Annotated in this window: 16 protein-coding genes and 1 tRNA gene; 8 read left to right on the top strand and 9 right to left on the bottom strand. The window is 66.0% G+C overall.

The window, feature by feature from the left end:
- The first annotated feature begins 42 nt into the window (after positions 1–42).
- Complete coding sequence (locus tag ABEA50_RS06215) at positions 43–654, top strand: flavodoxin family protein (protein WP_345494059.1); 612 nt, start codon at positions 43–45, stop codon at positions 652–654.
- A 302-nt stretch (positions 655–956) separates the two neighbouring features.
- On the top strand, positions 957–1,670 hold the full coding sequence (locus tag ABEA50_RS06210; RefSeq protein WP_345494058.1) for a M24 family metallopeptidase: 714 nt from the start codon (positions 957–959) through the stop codon (positions 1,668–1,670).
- Between the two features lie 102 nt (positions 1,671–1,772).
- On the opposite strand, the gene ABEA50_RS06205 is transcribed toward ABEA50_RS06210, so the two are convergent.
- A complete protein-coding gene (locus ABEA50_RS06205) occupies positions 1,773–2,039 on the bottom strand; it encodes a hypothetical protein (protein ID WP_345494057.1) in 267 nt (88 codons plus the stop codon).
- Positions 2,040–2,186: 147 nt separating this feature from the next.
- A complete protein-coding gene (locus tag ABEA50_RS06200; RefSeq protein ID WP_345494056.1) occupies positions 2,187–3,095 on the bottom strand; it encodes a hypothetical protein in 909 nt (302 codons plus the stop codon).
- Between the two features lie 227 nt (positions 3,096–3,322).
- Between ABEA50_RS06200 and ABEA50_RS06195 the strand changes: the two genes are divergently transcribed.
- A complete protein-coding gene (locus ABEA50_RS06195) occupies positions 3,323–4,780 on the top strand; it encodes an aldehyde dehydrogenase family protein (protein ID WP_345494055.1) in 1,458 nt (485 codons plus the stop codon).
- Between the two features lie 136 nt (positions 4,781–4,916).
- Here the strand turns inward: ABEA50_RS06195 and ABEA50_RS06190 are convergent, their stop codons facing one another.
- Both ABEA50_RS06190 and ABEA50_RS06185 read right to left on the bottom strand, forming a co-directional pair.
- Positions 4,917–5,051 (bottom strand): hypothetical protein, encoded by a 135-nt coding sequence (locus ABEA50_RS06190; RefSeq protein WP_345494054.1) that lies wholly within the window; start codon positions 5,049–5,051, stop codon positions 4,917–4,919.
- 205 nt (positions 5,052–5,256) lie between these two features.
- Positions 5,257–5,892 carry a TetR/AcrR family transcriptional regulator gene (locus ABEA50_RS06185; RefSeq protein ID WP_345494053.1) on the bottom strand — a complete coding sequence of 212 codons (636 nt, stop codon included), beginning with the start codon at positions 5,890–5,892 and terminating at the stop codon, positions 5,257–5,259.
- 110 nt (positions 5,893–6,002) lie between these two features.
- On the opposite strand from ABEA50_RS06185, the gene ABEA50_RS06180 reads away from it, so the two are divergent.
- Positions 6,003–7,061: a medium chain dehydrogenase/reductase family protein gene (locus ABEA50_RS06180; protein WP_345494052.1), complete on the top strand. Its 1,059-nt coding sequence runs from the start codon at positions 6,003–6,005 to the stop codon at positions 7,059–7,061.
- Positions 7,058–7,660, top strand: a complete 603-nt coding sequence (locus ABEA50_RS06175; protein WP_345494051.1) for a TetR/AcrR family transcriptional regulator — start codon at positions 7,058–7,060, stop codon at positions 7,658–7,660. Before ABEA50_RS06180 ends, ABEA50_RS06175 begins: the two co-directional genes overlap by 4 nt.
- 473 nt (positions 7,661–8,133) lie before the next feature.
- Here ABEA50_RS06175 and ABEA50_RS06170 read toward each other — a convergent pair whose 3' ends face one another.
- Positions 8,134–8,784 (bottom strand): GntR family transcriptional regulator, encoded by a 651-nt coding sequence (locus tag ABEA50_RS06170; protein WP_345494050.1) that lies wholly within the window; start codon positions 8,782–8,784, stop codon positions 8,134–8,136.
- Between the two features lie 150 nt (positions 8,785–8,934).
- Between ABEA50_RS06170 and ABEA50_RS06165 the strand changes: the two genes are divergently transcribed.
- Entirely contained in the window at positions 8,935–10,413 is a 1,479-nt protein-coding gene (locus ABEA50_RS06165; RefSeq protein ID WP_345494049.1) for an aspartate ammonia-lyase, read from the top strand.
- Positions 10,414–10,494: 81 nt separating this feature from the next.
- Positions 10,495–11,340, top strand: coding sequence for an HpcH/HpaI aldolase/citrate lyase family protein (locus ABEA50_RS06160; protein ID WP_345494048.1), 846 nt, complete (start codon positions 10,495–10,497; stop codon positions 11,338–11,340).
- 13 nt (positions 11,341–11,353) lie between these two features.
- Here ABEA50_RS06160 and ABEA50_RS06155 read toward each other — a convergent pair whose 3' ends face one another.
- From ABEA50_RS06155 to ABEA50_RS06140, 4 genes are all read right to left on the bottom strand, one after another.
- A complete protein-coding gene (locus ABEA50_RS06155; RefSeq protein WP_345494047.1) occupies positions 11,354–12,181 on the bottom strand; it encodes a class I SAM-dependent methyltransferase in 828 nt (275 codons plus the stop codon).
- 124 nt (positions 12,182–12,305) lie between these two features.
- Entirely contained in the window at positions 12,306–13,031 is a 726-nt protein-coding gene (locus ABEA50_RS06150) for a MerR family transcriptional regulator (RefSeq protein WP_345494046.1), read from the bottom strand.
- 40 nt (positions 13,032–13,071) lie between these two features.
- Positions 13,072–13,986 carry an alpha/beta fold hydrolase gene (locus ABEA50_RS06145; protein ID WP_345494045.1) on the bottom strand — a complete coding sequence of 305 codons (915 nt, stop codon included), beginning with the start codon at positions 13,984–13,986 and terminating at the stop codon, positions 13,072–13,074.
- Positions 13,987–14,113: 127 nt separating this feature from the next.
- A tRNA-Leu gene (locus ABEA50_RS06140) sits at positions 14,114–14,196 on the bottom strand.
- A 251-nt stretch (positions 14,197–14,447) separates the two neighbouring features.
- Here ABEA50_RS06140 and ABEA50_RS06135 point away from each other — a divergent pair.
- Positions 14,448–15,821, top strand: coding sequence for an FhaA domain-containing protein (locus ABEA50_RS06135; protein ID WP_345494044.1), 1,374 nt, complete (start codon positions 14,448–14,450; stop codon positions 15,819–15,821).
- Positions 15,822–15,874 lie beyond the last annotated feature (53 nt).

Here is a 15,874-nt window from a genome sequence, read left to right as displayed (position 1 = left end):
CGCACGTGCCGTTCGTTCCGACACCCTGAGTAGGAGACAACCATGGTCGCACTGAATGCTGTCGCGTTGATCTGCACCTTGAAGAAATCTCCCGCCGAATCCAGCAGCGAAGTCATCGCCCGACAGGTGCTCGACGCACTGGGTACGCACGGGGTCGAAGGCTCGACGGTGCGGGTGGCCGACTTCGACGTCCTACCGGGCATCACCGCCGACGAAGGCGAGGGCGACCAGTGGCCCACCCTTCGCGAACGCATCGTCGCGGCCGACATTCTGCTGATCGCGACGCCGACCTGGTTGGGCCACATGTCCTCGGTGGCCCAACGGGTACTCGAACGCTTGGACGCGGAACTGTCGATCACCGACGACGCGGGCAGGCCGGGTTTGGTGGACAAGGTCGCCACCGCCGCCGTCGTCGGCAATGAGGACGGCGCGCACAAGATCGTCGCGGACCTGTTCCAGGGCTTGAACGACATGGGTTTCAGCATTCCCGCCCAGGGCTGCACCTATTGGAACGATCAGGCCATGGGCTCCACCGACTACAAGGACCTCGACTCGGTACCGGACCCGGTGGCCTCGACCACCGCCGCCCTGGCCAGAAACGCCGCACACCTGGCACGGGTGCTCACCGGGAAGCCGTACCCCGCCTACAAGTAGGCACCCTCGGCCTTGCCGCCAGCCACTCGGTGCCCGCAGGGAGGATTTCGCAGTCGGCCCGGTCACGGTGGCCGATTGACCACCCATGCGGAATTTTCGATATCAGTGGTGAGCGTGGCCGGGTCACCGGTGACACCAGGGGCATCGGAATGGTCGCGGGTCGTCTCCACGCGGGCGCCCGCGTGTTCATCAGCGCACGTGACACCAGAGGCGCAAATCTCGACGGCACGCGCACTTGGCGGCGAGGTCGGTCGATACCGGCCGAACCGAGCGCGACTCGGCCGTGATTTAGAGTCCAAGGAATGGGCAAACCGAGCATCGCCGAATCTGATCGGGTTTCCGCGCTACTGGACGCCGAAGCGAAGGCGGTCTCGCTGTTCGACGAGGTCATCGCCCGCGGCATCATCGCGCCGGGGCGCAGTGAGTCGTCGGTGAGTGACGCGGTGCGTGACCTCGCGGTCGAGATGTTCGGCACACAGCGCTTCTGGCACAAGCGAATCGTGCGGTCGGGGGTCAATACGCTGGAGCCGTTCGCCGCCAATCCGCCCGACCGGACCCTCGGCGAGGACGATATCTGCTTCCTCGACTTCGGTCCGATCTTCGCGGAATGGGAAGCCGATTTCGGCCGCACCTATGTGCTCGGCACCGACCCGGCCAAGCTCGCGATCCGCGACGCGCTGGAGCCGCTGTGGCATCGGGGGCGCGAGCATTTCGAAGCCGACCCCGATATCACCGGCGAGCAACTCTACGACTGGGTGGTGGGTCGCGCGCGGGAACTCGGCTGGGATTTCACCGCCGCGATCGCGGGGCACCTGGTGGGCGAGTTTCCGCACAAGCAGATCTCCGGCACCGAAATCACGTCGTATATCGCGCCCGGCTCGACGACGCCGATGCGCCGCGCCGATCCCACCGGTCGCGCCTGCCACTGGATTCTGGAGGTTCACCTGATCGACCACGAAGGCAACTTCGGCGGGTTCTTCGAGCAGCTGCTGGACCTGCGACCCGCCGCTGAATAGTTGCGGTGGCCCACGCGTGGTGGGCGGCCGTCCGGCTTCGCGTGCACCGTTGCTTGCCGGAGTACTGCACGGCAACGGCCACGGCGAAGCCGGGCTGACCCGCTAGTTCGCCTGGCAGACCCACATCCACTCGGTGCCGTAGTGCTCTGCCGCGTCCGGGTCGTCCAGGTGCACCCAGTCGAAGTGGCCGGGGAGGCCGCCGCCCGCCGTGCACGGGTCACCGACCTGCTGGCCGTCCGGTGGCGGCGGCGGGCCCTGCTGGGCGGGAGCACCGAGACCGGCGCTTCCCGTGTCGATCGCCGCGCCGGTAGCGCTGGCGAAACCGGTGATAGTCACGGCCAATGCCGCGATCATGCAGGCCTTCTTCATATATCCGCCTCGGTCCCATCGATGACAATTTCCGCTTCTCGACACCGCACGGGCGCCTCGACCCCTGCGGATCCCGACGTGCGCGCTGCGGGAATGTCGTGAAGCCGGGCGCCATCGTAGTTGGTTATTCTTGCGCCACAACCGAATTTATCGAGCGGCCGGCACTTGTTCGACCGGTTCTTCGGTGTAGGTCGCGTTGCCGAACACCGCGACGGCGACGGCGCCGCAGATGGCGAGGATGAACCCGAGAATCGCGAGCCAGGCCAGACCCGGCCGCGACGTATCGCCGAGCAGGAGCACGCCGATGATTCCTGGAATCACCGTCTCCCCCACCACCAGTGCGGCGGTGGCGCCGTTCACCGAGCCGAGTTGCAACGCGACCGTGTGCAGATAGAAACCGCCGATCCCCGCGACGGCGATCGTCCACGCGGCGGGATCGGTGAGCAGCGAAGCCAGGTGCAGCGGCTCCAGCCCTTCGACGATGCGCACCGCGATCGCCAACGCGCCGAACAACAGTCCCGCGGCCAGACCGGCGGCGACCGCACCCCGCGACCCGAGCCGACGCACGATCAACTGGGCGACAACGAACAACAGCATCGACACCAGCAGCACACCCCAGTGCAAGACGGGGTCGTCGCTGCCGCCGCCCTCGTTTCCCGCGGCGATACCGAGCGCGGCCAGTGCGCCGATCACGCCGAGGATCGCCACCCAATCCCTCCGGTACAGGCGGATTCCGAGGACGCGAGCGCCGAGCATGGCGGTGACGATGAGGTTCGCGCTCATGATCGTCTGCGAGAGGAACAGCGGGATCAAGCGCGCGGAGACCGCGTTGCCCGCGAAACCGGCGATGTCGAGGACCGTCCCGATGATGAACCACACCGTCAACACCGCGGCGACGGTGGAACCGGCCGTGGGAGCACCGGTTTCGGTGGTTTGGCCGCCATCGCCACGGGCCAGTGCCGCCGCGGCCGAACGGCGTGCGCCGTAGGCCTGCAATACCGAGGCCACCCCGTAGGCCAGGCAGGCGAGCAAGGCCGCGAACAGGCCGATCAGCATGGGACAACCCTTCTTCCTCGCTACCGGAGCTACTGCCTGCACAGTACGAACCCACCGCCGCGACCTGTCGGGCCGGTGTGGTCCCGTCGGCCTGGAAGTCTTATTTTCTTTAAGTGAGAATGATATTCTCGGACCGTTCCCCGCATCTGAGGACCCAGGACCGAAGCGGCAGATGCGGCTGACGACCGCCCATCGGAACAGGTGGGAAGACGCGAGGAGAGATACCCATGTCGGTGCAGACTGTGTTGGACGAGATCCGTGAACGCCCGGGTACCGGCGAGGTGATCCCGATCGTCGACCCCGTCACCGAGGAACAGATCACCGAATTCACCGACTGCGGCCCCGAAGCCGTCGACGCGGCGGTCGCGCGCGCGAAGGACTCGTTCAAGTCCGGTGCGTGGACGGGTCTCGCGGGCAGCGAGAAAGCCAAGGTGCTGTGGCGGGTCGCGGATCTGATCGATCAGAACGCCGGTGTACTCGCCGAACTCGAATCACTCAATGCGGGGATTCCGGAAAACCAGGCGCAGACCATCGTTTCCGTCGGTTCCGAATGGTTCCGCTACTACGCGGGCTGGTGCACCAAGATCGACGGCATCGCCCACGACGTGAACACCGGCGGGCTCACCGGGGTGGAATCCCATCAGCACGCCTACACGCTCAAGGAGCCCTACGGCGTGGTGGGATTGATCTTCCCGTGGAACGGGCCGGTGTTCAATTTCTGTGCCAAGCTCGCCCCCGCGCTCGCCGCCGGATGCAGCAGCGTCGTCAAACCCGCTGAGGAGACGCCGCTTTCGGCACTCGTCCTCGATCGCATCCTCAGCGAAGCCGGGGTGCCCGACGGCGTCGTCAACCTGCTGACCGGTTACGGGCACACCACCGGCGCGGCGATCACCGCGCACCCCGATGTCGAGAAGGTCGCCTTCACCGGGTCGACCGAGGTCGGCAGGGAAATCGTGCGCGCGTCGGCGGAAAGCAACCTGAACAAGATCACGCTGGAACTCGGCGGCAAATCACCGGTGGTGATCTTCGACGACGCCGATCTCGACATGGCCATCACGATGGCGGGATTCGGCAGCTTCGTGCACTCGGGGCAGGCCTGTGTGTGCGGGTCCCGGATTTTCGTCCAGCGTGGCGTCTACGAACGGGTCGTCGAGGGCATCGCGATGCTGGCCGACAACCTCAAGCTCGGCGGCCCGAAAGAAGAGGGCACCATGATCGGCCCGCTCATCAGCGCCAAGCAACTCACCCGCGTCACCGGATACCTCGATCAGGGCAAGTCCGACGGCGTCGAGATCGTCACCGGCGGTAATCGACTCGACCGGCGCGGCTACTTCGTGCACCCCACGGTGCTCACCAATGTCGACCCGGCCACCAGTCGGCTCTACCAGGAGGAGATCTTCGGCCCCGTCGTCACGATCCTGCCGTTCGACACCGAGGAGGAGGCACTCGCGATGGCCAACGACAGCACCTACGGCCTGGCCGCCACGGTGTGGACCAAGGACCTCGGCCGGGCCCACCGCCTGGCCAAGCAATTGCAAGCGGGCACCGTCTCACTGAACTGCCAGATGGTCTTCGACCACTCCATGCCGTTCGGCGGGTACAAGCAGTCCGGATGGGGCTACGAATCCGGTAAGGCGGGCCTGGAGACCTACCTGCAAACGAAGATCGTCTGGGCGCAGATGTAGCGAACAGCGCTGTCGGCGGTCGACGCGGTGAGCGCGTCGACCGCCCGTTCGGCGTCTTGTCACCGGAACTTGTGCACGAACCTCGTTCGGGCCGACCAAGGAGCGCCGAACGAATCCGACTCCACGCGAAAGCGGTTCACGTAACCCACCCCGCTGTGTGCGACGTTCCGCTCTCGGCGATCTTGATCGCGTACTCCTCGTTGAGCCCGGGGTAGAAGATCGGCGGCCCAGGAAGATGGGGTGGCCACGAACGCCAGCCCGACTGCCGCACGAGCGCCAACTCCTCCGGACCGATAGGGCGCCACAACAGGCGGTCGGCGGCTGCTCGTTCTCCACCACCGCGCACTTCCCACGTTCGGCTGATTCGGTCATTGAGCTCGCCGCACCGGACTGATCGTCTTCGCCGCCATGCGTTTTCCCGCCGACCCGCGCGCCGCGTCATCGTGGCAGCAGAGGACGCCGCACCGCGTCGCGGCCTATTTGTCGGTGAAGTGCGCGAGCGCGGTGATGATGCGGTCGGCGATGTCCGGTGGCCACTGGAATGAGGGGGCGACCGCGCGCTGGTGGGCGAATCCGTGCAGGCCGAGCCAGAGGGCGACCGTGTCGGTGCCGGGGTCGGTGCTGGTGGCGTAGCCGGCGGTGACGCAGTCGATGAGGGCACCGGCGAGTAGTCCCAGCGTTTTGTCACCGAGGGTTGCCATGTCCTCCTCGGTCACCGAGCTGTCGCCCAATTCGGGAATCCACAGGCCCGCGAACATCGTTCGATAGCGGCCGGGGTGAGTTTGAGCGAACTCCAGGTAGCTGTGACAGACGGCCAGCAGTCGCTGCTTCGGGTTGTCTCCGGCCGCATCCATGGCGGCGGCCAGGCGGTCGTCGAGTTCGGTGAAGGTCTTGCGCACCAGGGCGAGCATGATCGCGGGCTGGTCTGGGAAGTGCCGGTAGATCGAGGGTGCGGCGATTCCGGCGCGGCGTGCGACCGAACGCAACGTGATGCCGCTCGGCTCGCCGGCCTCGTCGAGCAGGGCGACGGCGGCGGCAACGATCTCGCCGCGGAGCCGACCGCCTTCGCCTCGCGGGTTGCGGGTGCGGGTGGGTTTTCCGTCGGCTTTCATGCCACTCACCTTACAGAACAAAACTTACAACCGTTAGGGCTTGCGCCGCGTGGGCTTACATGCGTAGGGTTACAACCGTTAGCTCATCAGCTCGAAGAACGGAAAAGATCATGACGAACAGCACCGCCACCCACACGGTTACCGAGATCGTCCTGCCTGAGCAGGTCGAACCGGAGGGCCTTCAAGTCACCACCCGCGAACTGCCCGCCCCCGGCGCGGGACAGGTCGTACTCAGCATGGATGCCTCCGGAATCTCGTTCGCCGAACAGCAGATGCGCCGAGGCAAGTACTTCGACCAGCCGCCCTTCCCCTTCGTGCCCGGCTACGACCTCGTCGGCACTGTGATCGCCACCGGCCCCGGCGTGGACACCGCACTGCTCGGTCACCGGTTCGCCGCGATCACCAAGATCGGCGCATGGGCCAGCGCGCTACTGGTGGAGGCAGCGGATCTGGTCGCCGTGCCCGACAGCATCGGCTCGGCGGCCGCCGAGACCGTTGTGGTCAACGGCGTGACGGCATGGCAGATGCTGCACCGGACCGCCGCCGTGGCCTCCGGTTCGACGATCGTCGTGCTCGGCGCCAACGGTGGTGTCGGCTCGATCCTGGTGCAGCTGGCTCAGCACGCCGGAATCAGCGTCATCGGGACCGCCTCCCCGCGTCACCATCAGGCACTGCGCGAACAGGGTGTCACACCGGTCGATTACCACGCCCCCGACATGTACGAGCAGATCCGGCGGATCGCGCCGAAGGGTGTCGACGCGGTCTTCGACCACGTCGGCGGCGACGGGGTGGTCGACTCGTGGCGGCTGCTGCGCAAGGGCGGAACACTGGTGTCCTACGGCACCGCGGCCACGAAGAACGAGGAGGGCAACTCCCAACTGCCGGTACTGGCCACGTTCGCGCGCCTGGCGAAATGGAACTACCTGCCCAACGGTAAGAGCGCCCACTTCTACAACCTGTGGGCGGGAAAGCGCACCCGGCTCAACACTTTCCGTGCGCGCCTGCGCGAAGACCTCACCAAGGTGTTCGGGCTGGTCGCCGACGGTGTGTTGGTTCCGCAGATCGCCGCGGAGTTCCCGCTGTCGCAGGCCGGTGCCGCCCTCGCGCTCGCGGAATCCCACACCGTCGCGGGCAAGGTCGTCATCGTGCCGGACGCACCGCGGTCATGACCGCAACCCGTCGGCGTAACCCCCGCGGTACCGGAAGCCGGCTGCGCGAGGAAATCCTCGCCGCCGCAACGGAACTCCTCGACGCCGACGGTGGCGAACGAGCCGTCACCTTGCGCGCGGTCGCACGCAAGGCCGGGATCGCCGCACCTTCGATCTACTCGCACTACCTCGATCAACCCGCCATCATCTACGACGTCGCGCGGCAAGCGTTCACCGAACTCTGCCGCGCACTGCGGACCGCGGTCGATCAGGCGGGCGCGGACCCCGACGCCCGCCTGGACGCCGCCTGCACGGCGTACCTGAATTTCGCCACAGACCACCCGATGCGCTACCGCACCATGTTCGGCACCGCATGGAATTCCGTTGCCGCCGCGAAGGATTCCGCCGAGCTCGGCGAGGAAGCCGTCACCATGCTGGCCGAATGCCTCGCCGACTGCGTCCGGCAAGGACACTGCTCTAGCGCCGACCCCGCCACCGACGCGGTCGCCCTGTGGCTCGGCCTGCACGGCCTCGCCCATCAACGCAGTCTGTCCCACTCTTACCGCTGGCCCGGCGACATCGTCCAGCGGATCACCTCGCCCCTCTCCCACCTCGTGTGAACCACACCCCGAATTCGGAGGTGCCGCCCTTCACGTTCGGAGCCTCGTCCTGGACCTTCGACACCGATCTCACCGAGGTATAACCGCATGAGCTGGTCGAGACCTTCCACCGCCTGAGCCAGCGGTAGGCAGCCCCGACACCCGAACGGCGTTGACCCGCGCCCGCGACAATGCTTTGGGCTCAGGTGCCACCGAATTCCGTCGCGGCGGAGCCGGAACCAGCACGCGCACCGCGATTCTGGCGTTGCTCACAGCGCTCACTGTGTGATCGAGACATACCGTCCGCACGGGAGGCGATGCGTTTCGAATGAACCCGTGCCAGCGGTGACTTCGTCGCGAGTCGGCCCGGATCCGCTCGGTGCGGGCGCGCCGCGACTGTCCGGGAGCGGCTCGAACGCCGCTTCGCCGCCTGCTCGAGACGCGGACAACAGACCCGAATCGCCAGCGCGTCATGATCGCTCGCGAAAGCCGAGTTACGGTGCGTCGGTGGTGGACTCGTCGATGTCGAACAGCTCACCGATCAGTCCGCCGAGGAATCGTCGGTGGTGCGAGGAGATTTCGGCGGCCGCTTCGCTGTCGCGCTTCGCGCACAACTCGATCAGGTTGTTGTGGTGGTCGAGCGCGTCCTGCCAGCCGCGCAGACTGGAGAACTTGCGGTAGTAGATCCGGTGGATCTGCGGGTGCACCTGCTGAATGAGCCGCTTGAGCAACGGGTTTCCCGCCGCCTCGACGATGACGCCGTGCAGGGTGTCGTCGGCGGCGAGCGCGGCGCCGATATTGTCGGTCTTGATCGCCTGCGCGAGATCGTCATTGGCGGTACGCATGACGTCGATCATGTCGTCGGTGAGATTCGGCACCCCCGTTTTCACCGCCAGCTGATCCAAGACCTCCATCACCGCGAGCGTCGCTTCGACGTCGGCGCGGTTGAGCAGGGTGATCCGGGTGAAGGAAGCGGGTTTCGCCTCGACGAGCCCCGTATCGATCAAACGGGTCAGCGCCTCGCGCACCGGAGTACGGCTCAAGCCGAGGTGTTCGGCCAGTTCACTGTCTTTGACCTTGGCGCCCGGTGCGAGCTCACCGGTGACGATCGCGTCGCAGATCCGCTCGAACGCGACATCGCTCATGCGAGGCCGCTGCACCGGATTGTCGCGCAACATACTGGATATCGTACCCCGTACAGCACTATTCACCGCACCAATATATTGGATGTAGTGTACTGTTCGACAATGGGATTGGCGGTACCAAGCCCGTCAAGTCGAAGAGTGGAGCAGGCGTTGTTGGAAAAATTGAGCGAGCGCCCCGGAGCCGACGCGGTCCGGGTCGAGCACGACTCGATCGGAGATCTCGCGGTCCCCGCAGGGGCGTACTACGGCGTGCACACCGCCCGAGCTCAGGAGAATTTCGCGATCACCGGCTCCACCATCGGCCAGTACCCGGCACTGATCGCCGCGCTTGCGACGGTGAAACACGCTGCCTGCCTGGCCAACCGCGACCTCGGCCTGCTCGACCAACGCCGCGCGGACGCGATCGCGGCGGCGTGCGAGGAGATTCGCGCAGGACAGCTGGTCGATCAGTTTCCGATCGACCCGATCCAGGGCGGCGCGGGCACCTCATCGAACATGAACGCCAACGAGGTCATCGCCAACCGCGCCCTCGAAATCCTCGGATTCGACCGCGGCACCTATACCGAGCTCGGCCCGCTCGCCCACGTCAACCTCGGCCAGTCCACCAACGACGTGTATCCGACCGCGATCAAGCTCGCCCTGGTCACCCACCTGCGGCAGCTGATCGGCGCACTGCGCCGACTCGCGGCGTCCTTCGAACGCAAGTCCGTCGAATTCGGTGACATCGTCAAGATGGGACGTACCCAGCTCCAAGACGCGGTCCCCATGACGCTGGGCCAAGAATTCGCGACCTACGCGATCATGCTGACCGAAGACTGCGACCGGCTCACCGAAGCCGTTCCCCTGCTACTCGAATCCAACCTCGGCGGCACCGCCATCGGCACCGGCATCAACGGCCATCCCGAATACTCGGCACTGGCCTGCGAGTATCTGCGCGAGCTGACCGGTGAACCGATCGTCTTGGCGGGCAACCTGATCGAGGCGACACAGGACTGCGGAGTATTCGTACAGGTCTCGGGCATCCTCAAACGAGTCGCCGTGAAACTGTCCAAGACATGCAACGACCTGCGGTTGACCTCCTCCGGACCCACCGCGGGACTCGGTGAGATCAACCTGCCTCCGGTCCAGGCGGGTTCGTCGATCATGCCAGGCAAGGTGAACCCGGTGATCCCCGAACTGGTCAACCAGGTCGCGTTCGAAGTGATCGGCAACGACCTCACGGTCACCATGGCCGCCGAGAGTGGACAACTCCAACTCAACGCGTTCGAACCCGTCATCGTCTACAGCCTGCTGCGCTCGATGACACACCTGACCGCGGCGTCGGACACCTTGGCCGACAAATGCGTCGACGGGATCACCGCCAATCGCGAGCACCTCGAGCAAGGTGTACGGCGCTCGATCGGCATCGTCACCGCGCTCTCGCCGTTCATCGGATATACCGCCAGCGCCGATATCGCCAAGCGCGCGCTGCTGACCGGCGCCTACATCGGCGATCTCGCCGTCGAGGACGGCTTGCTCAGCCGCGCGCAGGTCGAGGACATCCTTTCCCCGCGTCGACTCGCGGGCCTGCTCACCGCGCACGCCGTGGAGTCCGCGCCGGCCACACCCGCCGTTGTCGGCGCGGACTGATCGACGCACCGACAAGCACCTCGAATTCAGGACAGCGCGGTCCTCACCCCACGAAGCAGATCGAGACGAAACGAGAATCGGATGACCCTCACCTCGCCGGCACCCGCCGTCGCAGCACCCGCGGTCCCCGCCACCCACGCGCGCTCCTGGCTCCTGGTCGCGGGCTCGCGTCCAGAGGCATTCGCCGAGGCCGAGAATGCGGCCGACGCGCTAATCCTCGATCTAGAGGACGGCGTTGTACCGTCCTCGCGAGCACAGGCTCGCGAGGACGTGACGCGTTTTCTCGCCGGTGGCGGCGCCGGATGGGTGCGCGTCAACAATGTGACGACCGAAGACTGGGCCGCCGATCTGGCGGCGATTCGCGGACTGCCGGGCTTGCGTGGCGTGATGCTCGCCAAGACCGAATCCTCGGACCACGTCGATCGCACGGCCGCCGAGGTGCCGGGCACCCCGATCCTCGCCCTGGTCGAATCGGCGCGCGGCGTCGAATTCGCTTTCGATATCGCCTCGGCAGCGGCCACGACCCGAATCGCCTTCGGCACCGGTGACTTCCGGCGCGATACCAACGCGGGCGATACCCCCGAAGCATTGGTGTATGCCCGCGGACGACTCGTCGTCGCCAGTCGCGCCGCCGACCTGCCAGGCCCGATCGACGGCCCCTGCCTGACCGGCGAACCCGACCTCTCCGCCGCGCTGGCGGTCACCCGATCCATGGGCATGACCGGCAAGCTCTGCATGCGCCTCGACGACATCGTCGCCGTGAACCGTGAACTGTCGCCTCAAAACACCGACGTGGCATGGGCTGCCGAGACCATCGCGCGCCTGGGCGTCAACGGCGAGAACGTCGCCGACGGCAGCGACCTCCCCAAACTCGCGCGCGCCCGGCGCATTACGCATTTGGTCACCGTCTTCTCCGGAAAAGACTGAAAGAAGGGTTCGGTCAGAACTCGGCGCGGAACACGCGCAAATAGTTCCGCAACCATGGGAGCCGGGAGCCGATCCGGTAGAAGCGTCGCAGCGCGAGGTCGGGTACCTGCTCGTAAAGCCCCACGACGCAGACGTGGTCGCGATAACGCAGCCGCGGATCCCACCGCTCGATCTCCTCGGCTTCCCTGGTGGCGGTCCAGTACGCCGGATAGTCGTACCACCGGTGGAAGTACTTCTTCAGCAGCTGCGTCATCGTGGCGACCCACGGTGCCACACCGTCGAAAATCAGCTCCCCAGAAGGAAAATGACCGGTGAGCTGAGCCGACAACCGACGAACTTCGGGTTCGCGCAGATACATCAGCAGGCCCTCGGCGAGGATCAGGGTCGGCTTGTCCTCGGGAATTTCGGTCAGCCACGCCTCGTCGGTGACCGAGGCGGCGATCATCCGATAATCCTCGGTCTCGCTGTACAACTCGCGCCGCAGTGCCACGACATCGGACAGGTCGATGTCGAACCACCGCACGCCGACCGGTCGATCCAGCCGGAAGGCTCGGGTGTCCAGACCACACGCCAGTTGCAGAACCGTCGCCTCGGGATTGCGGTGGAGGAACTGCGCGGTCCACTCGTCGAACTGCTTGGCGCGCAGCGCGAGTCCGAACCGGTTCCGGGTGATCGTCGGCTTGTCGAGCCGCGCCCAGTCGTAGTCGATCCGGTCCACGGCCTCGGCCGCGAAGTGATCACCGAGGACAGGGTGGGTCTCCCGACTGTCCAAGGCCCTGAGGAAGAGGGTTACGAGCATCGTCGACTGCACACCGGTGAAGTCGACCTTCTGAACTGCCATCCAGCCAATCTCACTTTCGCCCGCCTTTGAACGTGTGTTCAATAGATTAAACATACGTTCAAACTCTCGGTCAATGAGCTGCGCCCAGACATCGACCCGGAAACAAGCGCTGTGCAACCCGTTGTCAGCCAATCGGCCGATCCGTGGCAGCTAGCGCCGCGCGGCGCGGCGGGCGAGGGTATCGAGGATTCGGCACCATGCCGGTGATTGCCTGAGGATCAAGGCGCTCAGGGCGACTGCCGGTGCCTTCGTGTTCGATCTCCCAGGTTTCCAGGTCGTCGATGAGCCGGTCCACGCGTGGATCGTGCGGATCCCGGTCGACCGATTGATCGAATGCGCGGTACAGACGCATCCTGTCCTGGTCGTCGAAGCCAGCGATCTTGTCTCCTATCCACCGCGGCACCGCGTCTGGATCCGACGCCCGCATCAGAATCGCCCAATCGCGCTCGAGCCGAACCGTGCGTTCACTGACTCCGAGACTGCGCACCCGCTCCAACATGGCGACCAACTCGGGAGGCAAGACCAGTGCTTCGCCGCTGGCCAATTCGGCGATGCGGCGGCGATGTTCGGCCAGCTGATCGATCTTGGTCCGCAGTGCGGTGTCGATATCGGTGACAGACGCCGCGAATTCGGTGGGTTGTGCGTGTAACAGCATCTCGATGCGGGCAAGTGGCACCCCGGCATCGGCGAGCGTCCTGACCCGGACGAGGTCTACCGCCGCCTGCGCGCTGTAGCGACGGTAGCCGGAGGCATCACGCTCGGGCTCGGGCAACAGGCCGATCTGGTGGTAATGCCGGACCGTGCGCACACTCACGTGGGCGATGGCCGCGAGCTGGCCGATCGTGAGCACCGTCCTGCCTCCGGTCTTCTGGGAACGTGGCAGACCGAGTCTAGGCGCGAGTCGCCCGGTCGACGACGTCGCGGATCGCCTGGACAACGGCATCGGGACGCGTGAAACACAATTGGTTGTGGCCGACGTCGGCGACGACCCGATGTTCGCCACACGACACCGTGCGCACCATCGCCGCGGCCATCCTGCGCATGCCCTCGTGCATCGCACGGATCGTCTGCTCCGGTATCGGCGCCCGAGGGCCGGGGTCGGTGCCGTCGACGGTGAGCGCGACCATCGGTACGTCAGGAAGGTCCTGCCCGGCACGTAGTTCGTCGGCCAGGGCCACCAGACTGCCGCGCTCGGCGGCGGCGACCCGAAGCCATTCCTCGCTGACATGAGCCTCGATCAGTGCCTGACGCAGCTGCCGGGGATAGTCCACCATCAGTTCGGCGAACATCGCACGCAAAGCTGGACGCAGCCGCCGAAACTGGTCGGACCCGAGCGTCGAGCGCCGGTCGGCGGTCGGGGTCGCCGCGGCGGGCATGAAGTCCGCCCAATCGCGGTGGAAGCCGTCCAACCAGACCAGTCCGGCCACCTCCTGCGGATACAACTGGGTGAACCGATGCGCGTAGCCGCCGCCGAGGGAGTGCGCGACCAGGACGTACGGGGCGGCCAGGCGCTGCGCGTGCAGCAACTCGTGCAGTTCTGTCGCTACCTCCTCGCCCGTGCGCGGCAGCGAGATCGGATCGCTGTATCCACTACCGCCACGGTCGTACACCACCGCGGTATGGAACTGCGAAACCTCGTGTTGGACGGCGAAATAGTCCAGACCGACCGCGCCAGCGCCCGGCAGGAACACGACGACAGGTCCACCACCGCCCATCCGGTGCACGAAAACGCGGCGACCGTCGATCGCCTGGAACCCTCCGACCGGAGGAACGGGACGAGCTGCGGAAGCGATGTTCTTGGTCATCTCACAAGGTTGCGACCCCTACGCGGCGTCAGGGTCAAGCTCGCCGCGTCAGCGCGATCCTGTCAACGAAGAAAACCCGCGGCCCGGAGGAGCTATCCTCTGGGCCGCGGGTCCTGTTTACTCTCTGTGGGCGAAGGGGGACTTGAACCCCCACGTCCCGAAGGACACTGGCACCTGAAGCCAGCGCGTCTGCCATTCCGCCACTCGCCCGAGCGACTGGAAGACAGTATCACGGGCCGAGGTGTGGAACGAAATCGCGTTGGCGAGAACTTTGGCGGGGTTTGCCGCGCGCCTGACTCGCGAATACGAGCGGCCGGGGGAACCTGGTGGGGGCGCCAGGAGTTACAGGGTGGGCGATCGTGGATATCATGCAATGACCGTGCGCCAAGGACGACACGCCACACCGGCGCGTCGTTGTTATGAAGTCAGAAGAAAGTGACGCTCACCGAGAGGAGGCCGAGATGGGCATCGTTTCGCGGTTCGAGCGTCGTCTGCAAGGTGCTGTCGGTGACGTGTTCGCCAGGGTATTCGGCGGTAACGTCGTGCCACAGGAAGTGGAGGCCGCGCTGCAACGCGAAGCGGCCGATCGCATCCAGGAGCTCGATGGTGGACATCTGTTGGCCCCCAACAGTTATGTGATCACCATCAGCTCGACCGACCACCATGAGCTCGACGCAGATCACGACATCACCACCCGCGCGTTCGCCAAACACCTCCAGGACTACATCCGCGAACAAGGCTGGCAGACCTACGGCGAAGTACACGTAGCGTTCGAGGCATCCCCTACGCTGCACACCGGACAGTTCAGGGCAAGCGGCCGGGTCGACCCGGACGCGGGTCGCCAAGCAACACCAGCTCGACCAGATCACCGCCCAGGACCGCCACAACGACCTGCAAACCCGCAACCAGGAGCTGGCCCCATGACGCAGAACTCAGGCTACGACCCGAGCCGTGAGCCCGCGGAGTCCGATCCACGCAGCCGCGGGTACGCCCCACCGCCTGCTGGTCGCGGCGGTCCGCAGAACGGCGCGTACCGCGAGGACTACGGCCGTGGCGGCGCGCCGTACGGCGGTGACTACCCGCAAGACGCGCAGGGGTACGGGGACTACCAGAACGGGTACGACTACCAGCAGGGCTACGGCCAGCCCGGGCACCCCGGCCAGCCGGGCGCGGACCCCGGCTACGGCGGCCAACAGTATGCCGACCAGGGTTACGGGCAGCAGGCATACGCCGACCCCGGCTACAACGACCAGGGCTACGCCGATCAGTACGGCGACCAGTATCAGCAAGGCTATGGCGACCAGGCCTACGCCGATCAGGCATACGGCCAGCAAGCACCAGGCTACGGCCAGCAGGGCTACGGACAGCAGGCATACGCCGACCCCGGCTACGCCGACCAGGGCTATGCCGATCAGGGGGGCTACGCACCGGATGACCAGGGTGGTTACGGGCAAGCGTATTCGCAGCAGCCGGGTTACGGCGCCCAGGGCGGCCAGCAGGGCTACGCGGGTGCGCAGGCATACGGCGCTGCACCGCAAGGCAACTCGGCCTTCTCCGCGACCCTCCAGCTCGATGACGGCAGCGGTCGCACCTACCAGCTGCGCGAAGGTAGCAACATCATCGGCCGCGGCCAGGACGCGCACTTCCGCCTTCCCGACACCGGCGTGTCACGCCGACACATCGAAGTTCGTTGGGACGGACAGACCGCGATGCTCTCGGACCTCGGCTCGACCAACGGCACCTTGGTCAACGGCTCACCCGTGCAGGATTGGCAGCTCGCCGACGGAGATATCATCCGTGCCGGGCATTCCGAGATCCTTATCCGTATCCTCTGATCCCGTAAGCTCGCGGAGCAGATCACGACATGACAGCCGAGGTTTCGTCGGTC

This window comes from Nocardia callitridis, from assembly GCF_039543305.1.
In the GTDB taxonomy this organism is placed as follows: Bacteria; Actinomycetota; Actinomycetes; order Mycobacteriales; family Mycobacteriaceae; genus Nocardia; species Nocardia callitridis.
The sequence above is the reverse complement of the archived record's forward strand: the minus strand, read 5'-3'. Positions and strand labels throughout refer to the sequence as shown.

Excerpts from the sequence above, each read along its gene's own strand:
- ABEA50_RS06195 (WP_345494055.1), top strand. The coding sequence starts at position 3,323 with ATGTCGGTGCAGACTGTGTTGGACGAGATCCGTGAACGCCCGGGTACC.
- ABEA50_RS06210 (WP_345494058.1), top strand. The coding sequence starts at position 957 with ATGGGCAAACCGAGCATCGCCGAATCTGATCGGGTTTCCGCGCTACTG.
- ABEA50_RS06200 (WP_345494056.1), bottom strand. The coding sequence starts at position 3,095 with ATGCTGATCGGCCTGTTCGCGGCCTTGCTCGCCTGCCTGGCCTACGGG.
- ABEA50_RS06185 (WP_345494053.1), bottom strand. The coding sequence starts at position 5,892 with ATGAAAGCCGACGGAAAACCCACCCGCACCCGCAACCCGCGAGGCGAA.
- ABEA50_RS06180 (WP_345494052.1), top strand. The coding sequence starts at position 6,003 with ATGACGAACAGCACCGCCACCCACACGGTTACCGAGATCGTCCTGCCT.
- ABEA50_RS06145 (WP_345494045.1), bottom strand. The coding sequence starts at position 13,986 with ATGACCAAGAACATCGCTTCCGCAGCTCGTCCCGTTCCTCCGGTCGGA.
- ABEA50_RS06135 (WP_345494044.1), top strand. The coding sequence starts at position 14,448 with ATGGGCATCGTTTCGCGGTTCGAGCGTCGTCTGCAAGGTGCTGTCGGT.
- ABEA50_RS06160 (WP_345494048.1), top strand. The coding sequence starts at position 10,495 with ATGACCCTCACCTCGCCGGCACCCGCCGTCGCAGCACCCGCGGTCCCC.
- ABEA50_RS06205 (WP_345494057.1), bottom strand. The coding sequence starts at position 2,039 with ATGAAGAAGGCCTGCATGATCGCGGCATTGGCCGTGACTATCACCGGT.
- ABEA50_RS06215 (WP_345494059.1), top strand. The coding sequence starts at position 43 with ATGGTCGCACTGAATGCTGTCGCGTTGATCTGCACCTTGAAGAAATCT.
- ABEA50_RS06155 (WP_345494047.1), bottom strand. The coding sequence starts at position 12,181 with ATGGCAGTTCAGAAGGTCGACTTCACCGGTGTGCAGTCGACGATGCTC.
- ABEA50_RS06175 (WP_345494051.1), top strand. The coding sequence starts at position 7,058 with ATGACCGCAACCCGTCGGCGTAACCCCCGCGGTACCGGAAGCCGGCTG.
- ABEA50_RS06170 (WP_345494050.1), bottom strand. The coding sequence starts at position 8,784 with ATGAGCGATGTCGCGTTCGAGCGGATCTGCGACGCGATCGTCACCGGT.